The sequence below is a fragment of the Streptomyces sp. SAS_281 genome (assembly GCF_052542855.1).
On sequence record NZ_JBMNDO010000008.1, the window covers coordinates 89,572 to 106,402 of the forward strand.

18 protein-coding genes are annotated in these 16,831 nt (G+C 71.5%); 14 read left to right on the top strand and 4 right to left on the bottom strand.

All coding sequences use genetic code 11. The features are described 5' to 3' along the window. Nucleotides 1–20: 20 nt before the first annotated feature. On the top strand, nucleotides 21–656 hold the full coding sequence (locus ACN6LM_RS05435) for a DJ-1/PfpI family protein (protein WP_445064112.1): 636 nt from the start codon (nucleotides 21–23) through the stop codon (nucleotides 654–656). On the opposite strand, the gene ACN6LM_RS05440 is transcribed toward ACN6LM_RS05435, so the two are convergent. After that, on the bottom strand, nucleotides 643–1,404 hold the full coding sequence (locus ACN6LM_RS05440) for an enoyl-CoA hydratase/isomerase family protein (protein ID WP_445064113.1): 762 nt from the start codon (nucleotides 1,402–1,404) through the stop codon (nucleotides 643–645). The genes ACN6LM_RS05435 and ACN6LM_RS05440 overlap by 14 nt on opposite strands. A 78-nt stretch (nucleotides 1,405–1,482) precedes the next feature. On the opposite strand from ACN6LM_RS05440, the gene ACN6LM_RS05445 reads away from it, so the two are divergent. Next, a complete protein-coding gene (locus tag ACN6LM_RS05445) occupies nucleotides 1,483–2,118 on the top strand; it encodes an HdeD family acid-resistance protein (RefSeq protein ID WP_445064114.1) in 636 nt (211 codons plus the stop codon). A 133-nt stretch (nucleotides 2,119–2,251) separates the two neighbouring features. Next, a complete protein-coding gene (locus tag ACN6LM_RS05450) occupies nucleotides 2,252–2,707 on the top strand; it encodes an ATP-binding protein (protein WP_425809156.1) in 456 nt (151 codons plus the stop codon). Between the two features lie 13 nt (nucleotides 2,708–2,720). Here ACN6LM_RS05450 and idi read toward each other — a convergent pair whose 3' ends face one another. The 3 genes from idi to ACN6LM_RS05465 all read right to left on the bottom strand — a co-directional run bounded on the left by idi (nucleotide 2,721) and on the right by ACN6LM_RS05465 (nucleotide 4,950). Continuing rightward, nucleotides 2,721–3,314 (bottom strand): isopentenyl-diphosphate Delta-isomerase, encoded by a 594-nt coding sequence (gene idi, locus ACN6LM_RS05455; RefSeq protein ID WP_445064115.1) that lies wholly within the window; start codon nucleotides 3,312–3,314, stop codon nucleotides 2,721–2,723. A 156-nt stretch (nucleotides 3,315–3,470) separates the two neighbouring features. Then, complete coding sequence (locus tag ACN6LM_RS05460) at nucleotides 3,471–4,409, bottom strand: cation diffusion facilitator family transporter (RefSeq protein ID WP_445064116.1); 939 nt, start codon at nucleotides 4,407–4,409, stop codon at nucleotides 3,471–3,473. Nucleotides 4,410–4,815: 406 nt separating this feature from the next. Beyond that, nucleotides 4,816–4,950 (bottom strand): hypothetical protein, encoded by a 135-nt coding sequence (locus ACN6LM_RS05465; protein WP_445064117.1) that lies wholly within the window; start codon nucleotides 4,948–4,950, stop codon nucleotides 4,816–4,818. On the opposite strand from ACN6LM_RS05465, the gene ACN6LM_RS05470 reads away from it, so the two are divergent. The 11 genes from ACN6LM_RS05470 to ACN6LM_RS05520 all read left to right on the top strand — a co-directional run bounded on the left by ACN6LM_RS05470 (nucleotide 4,888) and on the right by ACN6LM_RS05520 (nucleotide 16,780). Then, nucleotides 4,888–6,597: a DUF5941 domain-containing protein gene (locus ACN6LM_RS05470; RefSeq protein WP_445064130.1), complete on the top strand. Its 1,710-nt coding sequence runs from the start codon at nucleotides 4,888–4,890 to the stop codon at nucleotides 6,595–6,597. The two genes, ACN6LM_RS05465 and ACN6LM_RS05470, sit on opposite strands and share 63 nt — an antisense overlap. After that, entirely contained in the window at nucleotides 6,594–7,331 is a 738-nt protein-coding gene (locus ACN6LM_RS05475) for a phosphocholine cytidylyltransferase family protein (RefSeq protein ID WP_445064118.1), read from the top strand. The genes ACN6LM_RS05470 and ACN6LM_RS05475 overlap by 4 nt, the downstream gene beginning before the upstream one ends. Next, entirely contained in the window at nucleotides 7,319–8,380 is a 1,062-nt protein-coding gene (locus ACN6LM_RS05480; protein ID WP_403986386.1) for an iron-containing alcohol dehydrogenase family protein, read from the top strand. The genes ACN6LM_RS05475 and ACN6LM_RS05480 overlap by 13 nt, the downstream gene beginning before the upstream one ends. After that, the gene (locus ACN6LM_RS05485; protein WP_445064119.1) at nucleotides 8,358–9,137 is read left to right on the top strand and encodes a CDP-alcohol phosphatidyltransferase family protein; all 780 of its coding nucleotides are present in this window, start codon (nucleotides 8,358–8,360) and stop codon (nucleotides 9,135–9,137) included. Before ACN6LM_RS05480 ends, ACN6LM_RS05485 begins: the two co-directional genes overlap by 23 nt. Before the next feature lie 8 nt (nucleotides 9,138–9,145). Continuing rightward, nucleotides 9,146–10,018, top strand: a complete 873-nt coding sequence (locus ACN6LM_RS05490; RefSeq protein WP_018520227.1) for a glycosyltransferase family 2 protein — start codon at nucleotides 9,146–9,148, stop codon at nucleotides 10,016–10,018. A gap of 106 nt (nucleotides 10,019–10,124) precedes the next feature. After that, nucleotides 10,125–11,054, top strand: coding sequence for an ABC transporter permease (locus ACN6LM_RS05495; protein ID WP_445064120.1), 930 nt, complete (start codon nucleotides 10,125–10,127; stop codon nucleotides 11,052–11,054). Further along, on the top strand, nucleotides 11,047–11,832 hold the full coding sequence (locus ACN6LM_RS05500; RefSeq protein ID WP_445064121.1) for an ABC transporter ATP-binding protein: 786 nt from the start codon (nucleotides 11,047–11,049) through the stop codon (nucleotides 11,830–11,832). Before ACN6LM_RS05495 ends, ACN6LM_RS05500 begins: the two co-directional genes overlap by 8 nt. A 439-nt stretch (nucleotides 11,833–12,271) precedes the next feature. Further along, nucleotides 12,272–13,192 carry a squalene synthase HpnC gene (hpnC, locus tag ACN6LM_RS05505; RefSeq protein ID WP_445064122.1) on the top strand — a complete coding sequence of 307 codons (921 nt, stop codon included), beginning with the start codon at nucleotides 12,272–12,274 and terminating at the stop codon, nucleotides 13,190–13,192. 29 nt (nucleotides 13,193–13,221) lie between these two features. Then, on the top strand, nucleotides 13,222–14,142 hold the full coding sequence (gene hpnD, locus ACN6LM_RS05510) for a presqualene diphosphate synthase HpnD (RefSeq protein ID WP_445064131.1): 921 nt from the start codon (nucleotides 13,222–13,224) through the stop codon (nucleotides 14,140–14,142). Between the two features lie 149 nt (nucleotides 14,143–14,291). After that, a complete protein-coding gene (gene hpnE / locus ACN6LM_RS05515; RefSeq protein WP_445064123.1) occupies nucleotides 14,292–15,680 on the top strand; it encodes a hydroxysqualene dehydroxylase HpnE in 1,389 nt (462 codons plus the stop codon). After that, nucleotides 15,677–16,780: a polyprenyl synthetase family protein gene (locus ACN6LM_RS05520; protein WP_445064124.1), complete on the top strand. Its 1,104-nt coding sequence runs from the start codon at nucleotides 15,677–15,679 to the stop codon at nucleotides 16,778–16,780. Before hpnE ends, ACN6LM_RS05520 begins: the two co-directional genes overlap by 4 nt. Nucleotides 16,781–16,831 lie beyond the last annotated feature (51 nt).

The window sequence follows — 16,831 nt, forward strand, 5'->3', positions numbered from 1 at the left end:
GACAGACAGGGAGCAGCCCCATGCAGATCGCCATCGTCCTCTTCGACCGCTTCACCGCGCTGGACGCCGTCGGCACCTACGAGATCCTGTCCCGCACCCCGGGTGCCGAGACCGTCTTCGTCGCCGAACGGACGGGCGCCGTACGCAACGACAACGGCAGCCTCGACCTGGTCGCGCACCGGACGTTCGACGAGGTCCCCGCCCCCGACCTGGTGATCGTCCCCGGCGGCCCCGGGCAGCACCACCAGATGGAGAACGAGAACCTGCTCGGATGGCTGCGCCGCGCGGACGAGGCCAGCACCTGGACGACCTCCGTCTGCACCGGATCGCTGCTGCTGGCGGCGGCCGGGCTGCTGAAGGGGCGGCGCGCCACCTCGCACTGGCTAGCCCTGGACACGCTCAGGGACCACGGCGCCGAGCCCACCGGCGAGCGCGTGGTCTTCGACGGCAAGTACGTCACCGCCGCCGGTGTCTCGTCCGGCATCGACATGGGCCTCACGCTGCTCGGCCGCATGGCCGGCGACCGTACCGCCCAGGCCGTACAGCTCCTGGCGGAGTACGACCCCCAGCCGCCCTACGACGCCGGGTCGCCGGACAAGGCTCCGGCCGACCTCGTCGAGGAGTGGCGGGGCCGGAGCCGCTTCATCCTGCGGTAGGCGTCCAGCCGAAGCGGGGCGTGCGGCGTTCCAGGAAGGCGGCGACCCCCTCCGCGGTGTCGCCGCAGCCCCGCGCCTGCCCGGCCCAGTGCTCGTCCCGGTCCTCGCGCCCGGCCGCGAACTCCTTGGCGGCGGCCTGGGTCAGCCGGGACCGGGACACCAGGGTGCGGACGTAGGCGGCGACCCGCTCGTCCAGCCCGTCGGCCGGCAGCACCTCGTCCACCAAACCCGTCCGCAGCGCCCGCTCCGTGTCGATCAGCTCACCGGAGAACAGCAGGTGCTTGGCCGTCGCGGGCCCCGTGAGGGCGACCAGGCGGCGGGTGGACGACGCGGGGTAGACGATGCCCAGCTTGGCCGGGGTGACTCCGAACAGGGCGCCCTCGGCCGCGAAGCGCAGATCGCAGGCGGCGGCCAGCTGGCTTCCGCCGCCCACGCAGTAGCCGCGCACCGCCGCGAGGGTCGGCAGCGGGAACGCGGCCAGCGCCTCCTCGGCCGCCACGGCCAGCCTCTGCGGGTCGCTCCCGGGGTCCCGGAGCGAGGAGATGTCGGCGCCCGCACAGAAGGTGTCGCCCGCGCCCATGAGGACCAGGGCGCCCACGGAAGGGTCGGCGGCCAGCTTGTCGAGCAGGACCGGCAGCGCCTCCCACATGGCGGCCGTCATCGCGTTGCGCTTGGCGGGGTTGCTGATGACGACGGTGGCGACACCGTCGGCGACGGTGTGCTCCACACGGGGTTCCGTACGGTCCATGGCCGGATGCTATCCGTGGTGTCCGAACCTACGATCAGCAAGGGGGCGCGAAACAGGCACGCACCCGAGGAGCCCCACGTGGACGGTCCCGAACACGCAGGCAGGAAGCTCCACCGCGGTTTCAGCGGTCTCGCCCTGCTCGGCCTCCTGCTCGTCGTCGCCGGCCTGGTCGGCCTCGTCTACACCGGCGTCGCGACGCTCACCTCGGTGATCCTCTTCGGCTGGCTGCTCCTCGTCGGCGGCCTGGTCGGTCTGCTGCACGCCGTCCAGTCGCGCGGCACCAGCTACTTCTGGCTGGGCGCGGTGGTGGCCGCGCTCAACATCGCCGCCGGGCTCGTCGTGATCCGCCATCCGCACGGCACCGCCGAGGCGCTGACCATGTTCGCCGCGCTGCTCTTCCTGACCGGCGGGGTCTTCCGGCTCGTCGGCAGCGCCGTGGTGCGCGGACCGCAGTTCGGATGGACCCTGCTCCAGGGTGCCTTCGGCCTGCTCCTCGGCCTGCTCGTCCTCTTCGACTGGCCGCACAGCAGTCTCTACGTGCTCGGCTGCTTCTTCTCGCTGGCCCTGCTCTTCGACGGGCTCGGGCTCATCGCCGTCGGTATCGGCGGCCGGCGGATCGTCTCCCTGGTCTCCGAGCAGATGGCGTCAGGAGCGGACAAGGGAGAAGGAACGGACCCGCTCACCCAGGACGGGCAGAAGCGGTCTGAAAACTGACACTCTCGCGCTAATGAAGTCGAGTTCGGTCAATAGGAATCGACTTGTGTTCAGTAGCACGGACCGGAGCAACCGCGCCCGCCACCCTGTACTCGACGTGAAGTCGCTACGAGTGGAGAGCGGGTACCGGACTATGGAGAGCCGCGGGAGTGTCCCCGCCCGGCCCGTGCCGTACGAAGGGGTCTGGCGGTTCACCGCTCCGGCCTCGGACGTCTCCGTACCCCAGGCCCGGCACGCCGTGCGTGATCTGCTGAAGCGCCAGAACGTGCCGATCGAGGACGACATCACCCAGGGCCTGCTGCTCATCGTCTCCGAGCTGGTCACCAACGCCGTCAAGCACGCGGCGCTGCTCTCGCCCGAGCTCGCCGTGGAGGTCGCCGTGGGTGCGGACTGGGTCAGGGTGTCCGTCGAGGACAACCACCCGTACCGCCCGACCGCGCTGGAGACCGACTACGCGCAGACCGGCGGCCGGGGCCTGCTGCTGGTCCGCGAGATCACCCGGGAAGCGGGCGGCACCTGCGACGTCGAGCACACCGCGGGCGGCGGCAAGGTCATCTGGGCGGCCCTGCCGCTGAGCACCGCCCTCTGACCGCTCCGCCGGCCTACCAGCCGGCGCCGTCGCCGGTCAGCTCGCGGATCGCCGGACGCGCGGCGTCCAGCACGGTCATGAACCACGCGGAGAACGGCTCACGGCCGTGCCGCTCGGCCAGCTCCGCCGCCGTCACGAAGGCCGTCCCGCCGACCTCCTCCGGATCGGGCCGCAGCCGCTCCTGCGCGAGCCCCACGAAGAGGTGGTTGAACTCCTGCTCCACCAGGCCCGACGCCGGGTCCGGGTGGTTGTAGCGGACGGTGCCCGCCTCGGCCAGCAGCGAGGGCGAGATCCCCAGCTCCTCGTGCGTACGCCGGGCGGCGGCGGCGAACGGCGCCTCACCCGGGTAGGGGTGGCCGCAGCACGTGTTGGACCAGACGCCGGGGGAGTGGTACTTGCCCAGGGCGCGCTGCTGGAGCAGCAGCCGGCCCTGCTCGTCGAAGAGGAACACGGAGAACGCGCGGTGCAGCCGGCCGGGCGCCTGATGGGCGGAGAGCTTCTCCGCCGTGCCGATGGTGGTGCCGTTCTCGTCGACCAGTTCGAGCATGATCGCTTCCGCTGTGCCGTTCGACGAGGTGTTCGCCGCGGTGACTGGTGTGGTCGGCATACCCATCCTTCGCTGTGGTCCCGGCCCCGTGCAGCCGGTCCCGTCGAGTCTGCTCAAGTCTGCCGTACAAAAGCGGCTTGTCCGTACTCGAGGGCCTGGCATGTCCGCCCGCACACGTCCGCGAAACCCTACACCGCAGGCCGCGCCGGCCGGGGCTCAGCGGCAGAGCCTCGCCTCGTGCTCCGCGTGCCCGCTGGGCTCCAGCTGGAAGGTGCAGTGCTCCACGTCGAAGTGGTCGCCGAGGCACCCCTGGAGCTCGTGCAGCAGCTTCTCGTGGCCGATCGAGTCCAGCAGGTCCTGCTGCACCACCACATGGGCCGAGAGCACCGGCATCCCCGAGGTGATCGTCCAGGCGTGCAGATCGTGGACGTCCAGCACGCCGGGCAGCGCCGTGATGTGGTCGCGTACCTCGCCCATGTCGACGCCCGGCGGCGCCGCCTCCAGGAGCACGTTCAGCGTCTCGCGCAGCAGCCGCACCGTACGCGGGACGATCATGAGCCCGATGACCAGCGAGGCGATGGGGTCCGCCGCCTGCCATCCGGTCGCCATGACGATGCCCGCCGAGAGCAGCACGGTCACCGAGCCCAGCGTGTCCGCCAGGACCTCCAGATAGGCGCCGCGCACATTGAGGCTGTCCTGCTGCCCGCGCGTCAGCAGCGACAGCGACACCGCGTTCGCGACGAGACCCACCAGGGCGAAGGCGATCGTGAGCCCGCCCCGGGTCTCCGCCGGGTCGATGAAGCGCTGCACGGCCTCGAAGAGCAGATAGCCGCCCACCCCCAGCAGCAGGCAGCAGTTGGCCAGGGCGGCCAGGATCTCCGCCCGGGCATAGCCGAAGGTGCGGTTCGGGCCGGCCGGCCGGTTGGCGAAATGGATCGCCAGCAGCGCCAGCCCCAGCCCCAGGGCGTCGGTCGCCATGTGGGCCGCGTCGGCGATCAGCGCCAGCGAACCGGACAGCACACCGCCGACGATCTCCATGACCGTCACGGCCAGGGTGATGCAGAGCGCGATGCGCAACCGCCCCTTGTGCGCGGCGGCCGCCGTGCCGGTGAGGACCGGCCCGTGCGCGTGTCCGTGATCGTGCCCTGCCCCCATGGGGACGCCTCCCGGTCGTCTCGCGGACCCGGACCTCCGGCCCGGGCCCTGCCAGTCAACTACGGGCGGGGGGTATCGGGCAACACGGCACTGAACACCGTTGTCATTGGCTCTGACCTGCGGAAACGTGTGCAGGTCAGAGCCTCGGCGCAGTGAGGGGCCACCCGGTTTTGTCAGGCGGGGCGGCCATCGACAATGATGATCGCGGGCGGAGCGCGTGGTCCGGCCCCGCCCGGAACGGGGCACGAACAGGCAGTGAACTCGCGCTTCCGTTCATCCGATAGCCTCTGCCGACATGCCGCCGGCCGCTTCTGGCCGCACTGTCGCGTGCCGATCCGTGTCAGCACCCAAGGAGTGAGTTCGTCTGTCGACCGCCATTCTCACAGGTGCTCCGCTGCCCGGATCGTCACTGGAGGACGATCTGCGGTCGCTGGGCTTCGACGTCCGGACAGCCGCCGACGTCACCGAGGCGGCCGCCCTGCTGGCCGCCGTCCCGACGGCCCACCGCATCGCCCTGGTCGACCCCCGGTTCGTCGGCCACCGCCACGCCCTGCGGCTCGCCCTGACCGACCCCCGCTTCCCCGCGGCGGCCGTGCCCGGCGCCCTCACCGCACAGGCCGAGGCGCGCCCCGCCCTGGTCGGCGCCCTGCGCGCCACCACCGACGCGGTCGGCGCCGGACAGCCCACGAGCGGCACCGCCACGGTCACCGACCGCACGGTGCCCGGCAGGCTCGCGGCGGCCATGGAGGCCGAGGGCACCCTGGTGCAGCGCCCCGAACTGGGCTCGCTCGTCGCCACCGTGCCCACCGACGAGACCGCCCGCGCCGCCGCCCGCTCGGACGTCGAGGCGGTGGACGACGAGGCGGTCCGGCTGCGCAGCGCGGTGAAGGCCCGCGACGGCTTCTTCACCACCCACTTCATCAGCCCGTACTCGCGCTACATCGCCCGCTGGTGCGCGCGCCGGGGGCTCACCCCGAACCAGGTCACCACCGCGTCCCTGCTGACCGCGCTGATAGCGGCCGGCTGCGCGGCCACCGGTACCCGGGGCGGCTACGTCGCGGCGGGCATCCTGCTCCTGTTCTCCTTCGTCCTGGACTGCACCGACGGGCAGCTCGCCCGCTACTCGCTCCAGTACTCCACGATGGGCGCCTGGCTGGACGCCACCTTCGACCGCGCCAAGGAGTACGCCTACTACGCGGGCCTCGCCCTCGGCGCGGCACGTGGCGGCGACGACGTCTGGGCGCTGGCGCTCGGCGCGATGGTCCTCCAGTCCTGCCGCCATGTCATCGACTTCTCGTTCAACGAGGCCAACCACGACGCGGTGGCGAACAGCAGCCCCACGGCGGCCCTCTCCGACAAGCTCGACAGCGTCGGCTGGACGGTCTGGCTGCGGCGCATGATCGTGCTCCCGATCGGCGAGCGCTGGGCGATGATCGCCGTGCTCACCGCGGTCACCACCCCGCGCATCGTCTTCTACGCCCTGCTCATCGGCTGCGCCTTCGCCGCCTGCTACACCACCGCGGGCCGCCTCCTGCGCTCCCTCACCCGCAAGGCCCGGCGCACCGCCCGCGCCGCCCAGGCCCTCGCCGACCTCGCGGACTCCGGCCCGGTCGCCCAGCTGATCGCCGCCCGGGGCCCGAAGATGCGCGGCTCCTGGGCCGCCCCGGTGGTCGCCCTCGTCGGCACGGGCGCGCTGATCGCCGCCGCGCTCCAGCAGCCCTTCGGCAGCCGCCAGACGGTCATCGCCGCCGCGTTCTACGCGATCTGCTCCGGCATAGCCGTGGCCCGCCCCCTCAAGGGCGCCCTCGACTGGCTCGTGCCCCCGGTCTTCCGGGCCGCCGAGTACTGCACGGTCCTGATCCTGGCCGCCCGCAGCGACATCGACGGGGCGCTCCCCGCGGCCTTCGGACTGGTCTCGGCCGTCGCCTACCATCACTACGACACGGTGTACCGCATCCGAGGCGGCACCGGCGCTCCGCCCCAGTGGCTGGTGCGCACGATCGGCGGACACGAGGGCCGGACCCTGGTCGTGGCCGTGCTCGCCGCCGCACTCACCGGAGCCTCCGGCTTCACCACGGCGCTCACCGTGCTCGCCGTGGCCGTGGCAGTGATCGTGCTGGTGGAGTCCATCCGCTTCTGGGTGTCCTCCGGGGCGCCCGCCGTTCACGACGAAGGAGAACCCGCATGATCGGCCTCGTACTGGCAGCCGGCGCAGGACGGCGCCTGCGCCCCTACACCGACACACTGCCCAAGGCGCTCGTGCCGGTGGACGGCGACAAGACGGTCCTCGACCTCACGCTGGCCAACTTCGCCGAGATCGGGCTCACCGAGGTCGCCATCGTCGTCGGCTACCGCAAGGAGGCCGTCTACGCCCGCAAGGAGGAGCTGGAGGCCACCTACGGCCTGAAGCTGACCCTCGTGGACAACGACAAGGCCGAGGAGTGGAACAACGCCTACTCCCTGTGGTGCGCCCGTGACGTGCTGAAGCGCGGTGTGCTCCTGGCCAACGGCGACACCGTGCACCCGGTCTCCGTCGAGAAGACGCTGCTGGCCGCCCGCGGCGACGGCAAGAAGATCATCCTCGCCCTCGACACGGTGAAGTCCCTCGCCGACGAGGAGATGAAGGTCGTCACCGAGGACGGCAAGGGCGTCCGGCGGATCACCAAGCTGATGGACCCGGCCGAGGCCACCGGTGAGTACATCGGCCTCACCCTCATCGAGGCCGAGGCCGCCGAGGAACTGGCCGACGCGCTGAAGGCCACCTTCGAGCGCGACCCGGACCTCTACTACGAGGACGGCTACCAGGAGCTCGTCAACCGCGGCTTCACGGTGGACGTCGCCCCCATCGGTGACGTGAGCTGGGTCGAGATCGACAACCACGACGACCTCGCGAAGGGCCGGGAGATCGCGTGCCGGTACTGACCCGACTCATCCCTTCCCCGGTCTTCGTGGACATCAGCCGGGGTGCCATGCACGACCTCGCCGGTCTCCTCGCCGACCAGCGGATCTCCGCCTCCGGCAAGCTCGCCATCGCGATCAGCGGCGGCTCCGGGCTGGCCCTGCGCGAGAAGCTGGCCCCGGCCCTGCCGGGCGCCGACTGGTACTGCGTCGCAGGCGGCAACATCGACGCCGCGGTGCAGCTGGCCGACGACATCAAGGGCAAGCGCTACGACGCCGTGGTCGGCCTCGGCGGCGGCAAGATCATCGACGTGGCGAAGTACGCCGCGGCCCGGGTCGGCCTGCCGCTGGTCTCGGTCGCCACGAACCTCGCCCACGACGGCCTCTGCTCGCCGGTCGCCACCCTGGACAACGACAACGGCCGGGGCTCCTACGGCGTCCCCATGCCCATCGCCATGGTGATCGACCTGTCGGTGATCCGTACCGCCCCCGACCGCTTCGTGCGGTCCGGCATCGGCGACGCGATCTCCAACATCTCCGCCATCGCCGACTGGGAACTCTCGCACCAGGTCAACGGCGAACAGATCGACGGACTCGCCGCCGCCATGGCCCGTACCGCCGGCGAAGCCGTCCTGCGCCACCCCGGCACCGTCGCCGACGACGAGTTCCTCACCGTCCTCGCCGAGTCGCTGGTGCTCTCCGGCATCGCCATCTCGATCAGCGGCGACACCCGGCCCTCGTCCGGCGCCTGCCACGAGATCAGCCACGCGTTCGACCTGCTGTTCCCGAAGCGGGCCGCCAGCCACGGTGAGCAGGTCGGCCTCGGTGCCGCCTTCGCCATGCACCTGCGCGGCGCCGTGGACGAGTCGGGCCTCTTCGCCGACGTACTGCGCAGGCACGGTCTGCCGGTCACGCCCGAGGAGATCGGCTTCACCGCCGACGAATTCGTCCAGGCCGTCGAGTACGCCCCTCAGACCCGTCCGGGACGCTTCACGGTCCTGGAACACCTCAGCCTCTCCACCGATCAGATCAGGGACGCGTACGCCGACTATGCCAAGACCATCAGTAGCTGAACTCCGCCCGGTCGTTCACCCGCCGGGCGTCAAGGACCGGCGCAGCGGTGAACACTGGGCGGGCCGGATATACATGCGCGAGGTCTCCCTGCGCATCGACCGGTACCTGGTGAACACCAAGGTCACGCCCAACCAGCTGACCTACCTGATGACGCTGGCCGGTGTGCTGGCCGCCCCCGCGCTGCTCGTCCCGGGCATCTGGGGTGCGGTGCTCGGCGTCGTGATGGTCCAGCTGTACCTGCTGCTCGACTGCGTGGACGGCGAGATCGCGCGCTGGAAGAAGCAGTTCTCGCTCGGTGGCGTCTACCTCGACCGGGTCGGCGCCTACCTGTGCGACGCGGCCGTGCTCGTCGGCTTCGGCCTGCGCTCCGCCGACCTGTGGGGCACCGGCCGCATCGACTGGCTGTGGGCGTTCCTCGGTACGCTCGCCGCGCTCGGCGCGATCCTGATCAAGGCCGAGACGGACCTGGTCGGCGTCGCCCGCCACCAGGGCGGACTACCGCCGGTCAAGGAGTCCGCCTCCGAGCCGCGCTCCTCCGGCATGGCGTTCGCCCGCCGGGCCGCCGGCGCGCTCAAGTTCCACCGGCTCATCCTCTGCGTCGAGGCGTCCCTGGTCATCCTGGTCGCGGCCGTCCTGGACGAGGTGCGGGACGACTTCTTCTTCAGCCGTCTCGCCGTCGCGGTCCTGGCGGGCATCGCCCTGCTCCAGACCCTGCTGCACCTCGTGTCGGTCCTGGCATCGAGCAGGCTGAAGTGAGCACACCCATGAAACTCGGCGCGGTCATCATCACCATGGGCAACCGCCCGGCCGAGCTGCGCGCCCTGCTCGATTCGGTCGCCGCCCAGGAGGGCGACCGGATCGAGGTGGTCGTCGTCGGCAACGGCTCGCCCGTCCCCGACGTCCCGCCGGGCGTCCGCACCGTCGAGCTGCCCGAGAACCTCGGCATCCCCGGCGGCCGGAACGTCGGCATCGAGGCGTTCGGGCCCTCCGGCGCCGACGTGGACGCCCTGCTCTTCCTGGACGACGACGGGCTGCTGCCCCTCACCGACACCGCGGAACTGTGCCGGAAGGCGTTCGCCGACGACCCCCGGCTCGGCATCATCAGCTTCCGCATCGCGGACCCGGAGACCGGGGTCACCCAGCGCCGTCACGTGCCGAGGCTGCGCGCCGCCGACCCGATGCGCTCGTCCCGCGTGACCACGTTCCTGGGCGGCGCCAACGCGGTGCGCACCCGGGTGCTGGCCGAGGTCGGCCCGCTGCCGGGCGACTTCTTCTACGCGCACGAGGAGACGGACCTCGCCTGGCGGGCGCTGGACGCCGGCTGGCTGATCGACTACCGCGCGGACATGGTGCTGCACCACCCCACCACGGCCCCGTCGCGCCATGCCGTGTACCACCGCATGGTGGCCCGCAACCGGGTCTGGCTGGCCCGGCGCAACCTCCCCGCGCCCCTCGTGCCGGTGTACCTCGGGGTGTGGATGCTGCTGACCCTGCTGCGCAGGCCGTCCGGCGAGGCGCTCAAGGCGTGGTTCGGCGGCTTCCGGGAGGGCTGGCGGACTCCCTGCGGACCGCGCCGCCCGATGAAGTGGCGTACGGTGTGGCGACTGACCAGGCTGGGCCGCCCTCCGGTCATCTGAGAGGCTCCCCTCTGGGAGCATGAGGCGTATTTTTCTTGTCGGGACCTGTCCGCCCTGAGCCGCGCCCGCGACTGGCTGCGCATTTCGAATACGAGAGTTTCTTCTGGTGAGTGACACAACCCATGGTGGCGCGGTTGCGGTGAGCAGCCCGCCATCGGCCGACGACGGTCTGAGCGCGGCCGAGCTGGCCGCGAAGTACGGCCTTGCGGTCAGCGGTGCCCGGCCCGGACTCCTCGAGTACGTGCGCCAGCTCCAGGGGCGACGCCATTTCATCCTGGCGTTCTCCCGGGCCAAGCTGACCGCCCAGTACAGCCAGGCGAAGCTGGGCCAGCTCTGGCAGGTGGCGACCCCGCTCCTGAACGCGGCGGTCTACTTCCTCATCTTCGGGCTGATCCTGGGCACGAAGAAGGGGATTCCGCAGGAGGTCTTCATCCCGTTCCTGGTGACCGGGGTGTTCGTCTTCACCTTCACGCAGAGCTCCGTGATGGCCGGCGTACGTGCGATCTCCGGGAACCTCGGCCTGGTGAGGGCCCTGCACTTCCCGCGTGCCTCGCTGCCCATCTCCTTCTCGCTCCAGCAGCTCCAGCAGCTGCTGTACTCGATGATCGTGCTGATCGCGGTCACGGTGGGATTCGGCAGCTATCCCCGGCTCTCCTGGCTGCTGGTGATCCCCGCCCTGGTGATGCAGTTCTTCTTCAACACCGGACTGGCCCTCGCCATGGCCAGGATGGGCGCCAAGACCCCGGACCTGGCACAGCTCATGCCGTTCGTCATGCGCACCTGGATGTACGCGTCCGGCGTCATGTTCTCCATCCCGGTGATGCTCGCGGACAAGCCGGCCTGGATCACCGACGTGCTCCAGTACAACCCGGCGGCCATCTACATGGACCTGATCAGGTTCGCCCTGATCGACGGATACGGCTCCGAGAACCTGCCGGACCACGTCTGGGTGGTCGCCCTCGCCTGGTCGATCGTGGTGGGCATCGTGGGCTTCGTGTACTTCTGGAAGGCAGAGGAACGGTACGGCCGTGGCTGACGACAACACCGCGGGGCGGGTCCCCACCGTGATCGCCGACGACGTGCACATCGTGTACCGCGTCAACGGCGGCGGCGGTGGCAAGGGCAGCGCCACCGCCGCACTGAGCCGGATCATGCGCCGCGAGAAGGGTGCGGAGCGCGGGGTGCGCAAGGTGCACGCCGTGCGCGGGGTGACCTTCACCGCCTACCGGGGCGAGGCGATCGGGCTCATCGGGACGAACGGCTCCGGCAAGTCGACGCTGCTCCGCGCCATCGCGGGACTCCTGCCGACGGAGAGCGGCAGCGTCTACACGGACGGCCAGCCCTCGCTGCTCGGCGTCAACGCCGCGCTGATGAGCGACCTGACCGGCGAGCGCAACGTGGTGCTCGGCGGCCTCGCGATGGGCATGAGCCGCGAGGAGATCCGCGAGCGCTACGAGGACATCGTGGAGTTCTCCGGCATCAACGACAAGGGCGACTTCATCACCCTGCCGATGCGCACGTACTCCTCCGGCATGGCCGCCCGCCTCCGCTTCTCCATCGCGGCCGCCAAGAACCACGACGTCCTCATGATCGACGAGGCGCTGGCGACCGGTGACCGCAAGTTCCAGATCCGCTCCGAGGCGCGGATCCGGGAGCTGCGCAAGGAGGCCGGGACGGTCTTCCTGGTCAGCCACAGCAACAAGTCGATCCGGGACACCTGCAACCGGGTGCTGTGGCTGGAGAAGGGTGAGCTCCTGATGGACGGGCCGACCGAGGAGGTCCTGCGGGCCTACGAACGGGAGACCGGCAAGTAGGACGCCCCGCGTCGCATGCCACACGGCCTCCGCCGGACCCCTCCGGCGGAGGCCGTGCCATGTCCGGACCGCGGAGCGGAGTCCGGACATCCGCGCCTCGTCGTACGGCGGCCGTCGCGATCTCCTACCGCCGGATGACGTGAACGCGCCCCGGCGGGGGGAAAGTTGACCCGGGCCTCGGGTCCGGTGCCGCACGGCCCGGACCCCGGCGTTTGGATGAGCGTTGTACAACGTAAGCTGTACCGGTGCTGATCGCCGCAAGTGGGGCGATACCGCCTGGGAGGACGGCCGGGAGCCGTCCTCGGCACTCGGAAGGGCGGGCGGCGTGTCCGGAATGGGGTATTTTGGGTCAGCAGTGTAGAACGGGAGTTGTGACGGCTATGACGGAAGATCTCCCGCTCCGAGGTGCTCACGCCGTCCCCGCGCAGGGCGGTCCGCAGTGACCCGTACCCGGCAGACGCGGCCCGATACCGCCGCATCCGGAACCCTCGACAAAGCAGCCCACGAGAACTTTCCGGTCGCTCCCTTCTTCCTGCCGCGCGCCTGGCGCGACGACCTGATGGCCGTCTACGGTTTCGCCCGGCTCGTGGACGACATCGGTGACGGCGACCTCGCCCCCGGCGGCGCCGACGCGGTCCACCTCGGCCTCGACCCGGCTCAGAGCGACGACAGGCTCGCGATGCTCGACGCGCTCGAGAGCGATCTGCGCCGCGTCTTCGCGACCACCGGCGAGACCCCGCACCACCCGTTGATGCGGGCGCTCCGCCCGACCGCCCGGCGCCGCGCGCTCACCCCCGAACCGTTCATCGGCCTCATCGAGGCCAACCGGCAGGACCAGAAGGTCCGCCGCTACGGCACGTACGAGGAACTCCTCGCCTACTGCGAGCTCTCCGCCAACCCGGTCGGCCGCCTCGTCCTCCAGCTCACCGGCACCGCGAGCCCCGAACGCCTGCGCCGCTCCGACGCCGTGTGCACCGCACTGCAGATCGTGGAGCACCTCCAGGACGTCGCCGAGGACCTCGGCCGCGACCGCGTCTACCTTCCGGCCGAGGACATGGCCCGGTTCCACGTCGGCGAGAGCGACCTCGCGGCGCCCACCGCGAACGCGTCGGTCCGCTCCCTGATCGCGTACGAAGCGGAACGCGCCCGGGATCTGCTGAATGAAGGCACCCCCCTGGTGGGTAGCGTCCACGGCAGGCTCAGGCTGCTTCTCGCCGGATTCGTGGGAGGAGGACGCGCCGCCCTCACCGCGATCGCGGCCGCCGGATTCGACGTACTGCCCGGACCACCCGGACCCACCAAGCCCAGCCTGCTGCGCGAAGTGGGAGTTGTCTTGCGAGAAGCGCGTAGAGAGGGGTGAGCCGGACCGTGGAGGGACAGACGACGTACATGTCGGCACCGGTGCAGGCCGCATACAGTTACTGCGAGGCGGTCACCGGACAGCAGGCGCGTAACTTCGCGTACGGCATCAGGCTGCTGCCGGCCGAGAAGCGGCAGGCCATGTCGGCCCTGTACGCCTTCTCCCGTCGCGTGGACGACATCGGTGACGGCGAACTGGAGCCGGGGACCAAGCGCGTCCGCCTGGAGAGCACCCGCGACCTGCTCGACCGGGTCCGCACCGGCAAGGTCGAGGAGGACGACACCGACCCGGTCGCCGTCGCGCTCGCCGATGCCGCCCGCAGGTTCCCGCTGCCGCTCGAAGGGCTCGACGAGCTCATCGACGGCGTCCTGATGGACGTGGACGGAGCCGTCTACGAGACCTGGGACGACCTCAAGGTCTACTGCCGGTGCGTCGCGGGGGCCATCGGGCGCCTCAGCCTCGGCGTGTTCGGTACGGAGCCGGGCGCCCCCGGCGCCGAGCGCGCCCCCGAGTACGCCGACACGCTCGGCCTCGCCCTCCAGCTGACGAACATCCTGCGCGACGTCCGCGAGGACGCGGGCAACGGCCGCACCTACCTGCCCGCGGACGACCTCGCCAAGTTCGGCTGCTCCGCGGGCTTCCAGCGGGCCACCCCGCCGCCCGGTTCCGACTTCGCGGGCCTCGTCCACTTCGAGGTCCGGCGCGCCCGCGCCCTGTTCGCCGAGGGCTACCGGCTGCTGCCGATGCTCGACCGGCGCAGCGGCGCCTGCGTGGCGGCCATGGCCGGCATCTACCGCAGGCTCCTCGACCGCATCGAGCGCGACCCCGAGGCCGTGCTGCGCGGCAGGGTCTCGCTCCCGGGACACGAGAAGGCGTACGTCGCGGTGCGCGGCCTGTCCGGTCTCGACGCCCGGCACATCTCGCGGCGCACGGCCCGAGGGCGTGTCTGAATGCGCCTCAGGTACATCTCGCGCACCATGTGCATCAAGGAAGAACGCGGCGGACGGCGGGCAACCCCCGGCCGGGCGGCCGCGTCCCTGTCTGGGCAGGACCGATCCGAGCAGGACCGATGCGCAAACAGCCGGCGAGAGGGGGACGCGTGAACGACGACGTGCCGCGCCCTTCCCGCGCGGTCGTGATCGGCGGTGGACTCGCCGGTGTCACGGCGGCGCTCCGCCTGGCCGATGCCGGGCTTGACGTGACCCTGCTCGAAGGGCGCCCCCGGCTCGGCGGGCTCGCCTTCTCCTTCCGCCGCGGTGCGCTGACCGTCGACAACGGCCAGCACGTCTACCTGCGCTGCTGCACGGCCTACCGCTGGTTCCTCGACCGGGTCGACGGCGCCCGCCTGGCACCGCTGCAAAACCGTTTGGACGTGCCCGTTCTGGACGTCGGGCGACCCGCGGGCCCCCGCCTCGGACGGCTGCGCCGCAACGCGCTCCCGGTCCCGCTGCACCTCGCCGCCGGTCTCGCCGGATACCCGCACCTGTCGCTCGCCGAACGCGCCGGCGTCGCCCGGGCCGCGCTCGCCCTCGGCCGGCTCGACCCGGACGACCCCGCCCTCGACGCCGAGGACTTCGGCAGCTGGCTCGCCCGGCACGGCCAGTCGCCGCGCACCATTGAGGCGCTGTGGGACCTCGTCGGCGTCGCCACCCTCAACGCCACCGCCCCCAACGCCTCGCTCGGGCTCGCCGCGAAGGTCTTCAAGACCGGGCTGCTCTCCGACCCGGGCGCGGCCGACATCGGCTGGGCCGCGGTACCGCTCGGGGACATCCACGACACGATGAGCCGCAAGGCCCTGGACTCCGCCGGTGTCCGCACCGAACTGCGCACCAGGGCCCACGGCCTCGCCCGCACCGAAGACGGGCACTGGGTGGTGGACACCGGCGCCGAGCGGATCGAGGCGGACACCGTCGTCCTGGCCGTACCGCAGCGCGAGACCCACGCCCTGCTGCCCGAGGGCGCGCTCGACGCACCGGACAAGCTCCTGGAGATCGGTACGTCCCCGATCCTCAACGTGCACGTCGTCTACGACCGCAAGGTGCTGAGGCGGCCCTTCTTCGCCGCGCTCGGCTCCCCGGTCCAGTGGGTCTTCGACCGCACCGAGGCGTCCGGCCTCACCGGACCCGGGCAGTACCTCGCGGTCTCCCAGTCCGCGGCCGGCGACGAGATCGACCTGCCCGTCGCCGAACTGCGCGCCCGCTACCTGCCCGAGCTGGAACGGCTGCTGCCCGCCGCCCGAGGCGCCGGCATCCGGGACTTCTTCGTCACCCGCGAGCGCACCGCGACCTTCGCGCCCGCGCCCGGCGTCGGCCTGCTGCGCCCCGGGACGCTCACCCGCGCCCCCGGACTCTTCCTGGCAGGCGCCTGGACCGCCACCGGCTGGCCCGCCACGATGGAGGGCGCGGTCCGCAGTGGCGCGAGTGCCGCGGACGCCGCGCTCCTGGCGCTCGGCCGCCCCCATGAACATCCGCTGCAGGAGGCGGCATGAGCAGTACCACCGGAACAAGAGGAGAGTCAGTGACCCCGGCGAATCCGGCTTCCGACACCGTGGCGGAGACCACGGACGTCACCGCGCTTCTGGAGCGCGGACGGGCCCTTTCCGCGCCGGTGCTCCGGGCCGCCGTCGACCGGCTCGCACCGCCCATGGACACCGTCGCCGCCTATCACTTCGGCTGGATCGACGCCCAGGGCAGGCCCGCCGACGGCGACGGCGGCAAGGCCGTCCGCCCGGCGCTGGCGCTGCTGTCCGCCGAGGCGGCCGGCGCCGCGGCGGAGGCCGGTATCCCCGGCGCCGTCGCCGTCGAACTCGTGCACAACTTCTCGCTGCTGCACGACGACCTGATGGACGGCGACGAGCAGCGGCGCCACCGCGACACCGTATGGAAGGTGCACGGCCCCGCCCAGGCCATCCTGGTCGGTGACGCCCTGTTCGCCCTGGCCTACGACATACTGCTGGAGCTCGGCACGGCCGAGGCGGGCCGCGCGGCCCGGCGGCTGACCTCGGCGACCCGCAAGCTCATCGACGGGCAGGCCCAGGACATCTCCTACGAGCACCGGGAGAGCGTCACCGTCGAGGAGTGCCTGGAGATGGAGGGCAACAAGACCGGCGCCCTCCTCGCCTGCGCCTGCTCCATCGGCGCGGTGCTCGGCGGTGCCGACGACCGCACGGCCGACGTCCTGGAGGCGTACGGCCATCACCTCGGGCTCGCCTTCCAGGCGGTCGACGACCTCCTCGGCATCTGGGGCGACCCCGAGTCCACCGGCAAGCAGACCTGGAGCGATCTGCGCCAGCGCAAGAAGTCCCTGCCGGTCGTCGCCGCGCTCGCCGCGGGCGGACCGGCCTCCGAGCGCCTCGGCGAACTGCTCGCCGCCGACGCCAAGAGCAGCGACTTCGACAGCTTCTCCGAGGAGGAGTTCGCCGCCCGTGCGGCGCTCATCGAGGAGGCGGGCGGTCGCGAGTGGACCGCCCAGGAGGCGCGTCGTCAGCATGCGGTCGCCATAGAGGTGCTGCACGGTGTCGACATGCCGGAACCCGTGCGGGCGCAGCTCACGGCGCTCGCGGACTTCGTCGTCGTACGAAAGAGATGATCACTATCTGGTCCATATGACTCGCAGTCGCAGGCCGGCGCCCCCACGGGC

Bases quoted from the DNA above. Each gene is read 5' to 3' on its own strand.
- ACN6LM_RS05485 (WP_445064119.1), top strand. From the start codon at position 8,358: ATGCCAAGACCATCAGTAGCTGAACTCCGCCCGGTCGTTCACCCGCCG.
- ACN6LM_RS05450 (WP_425809156.1), top strand. From the start codon at position 2,252: ATGGAGAGCCGCGGGAGTGTCCCCGCCCGGCCCGTGCCGTACGAAGGG.
- ACN6LM_RS05440 (WP_445064113.1), bottom strand. From the start codon at position 1,404: ATGGACCGTACGGAACCCCGTGTGGAGCACACCGTCGCCGACGGTGTC.
- ACN6LM_RS05520 (WP_445064124.1), top strand. From the start codon at position 15,677: ATGAGCAGTACCACCGGAACAAGAGGAGAGTCAGTGACCCCGGCGAAT.
- idi (WP_445064115.1), bottom strand. From the start codon at position 3,314: ATGCCGACCACACCAGTCACCGCGGCGAACACCTCGTCGAACGGCACA.
- ACN6LM_RS05475 (WP_445064118.1), top strand. From the start codon at position 6,594: ATGATCGGCCTCGTACTGGCAGCCGGCGCAGGACGGCGCCTGCGCCCC.
- ACN6LM_RS05435 (WP_445064112.1), top strand. From the start codon at position 21: ATGCAGATCGCCATCGTCCTCTTCGACCGCTTCACCGCGCTGGACGCC.
- hpnD (WP_445064131.1), top strand. From the start codon at position 13,222: ATGTCGGCACCGGTGCAGGCCGCATACAGTTACTGCGAGGCGGTCACC.
- ACN6LM_RS05490 (WP_018520227.1), top strand. From the start codon at position 9,146: ATGAAACTCGGCGCGGTCATCATCACCATGGGCAACCGCCCGGCCGAG.
- ACN6LM_RS05460 (WP_445064116.1), bottom strand. From the start codon at position 4,409: ATGGGGGCAGGGCACGATCACGGACACGCGCACGGGCCGGTCCTCACC.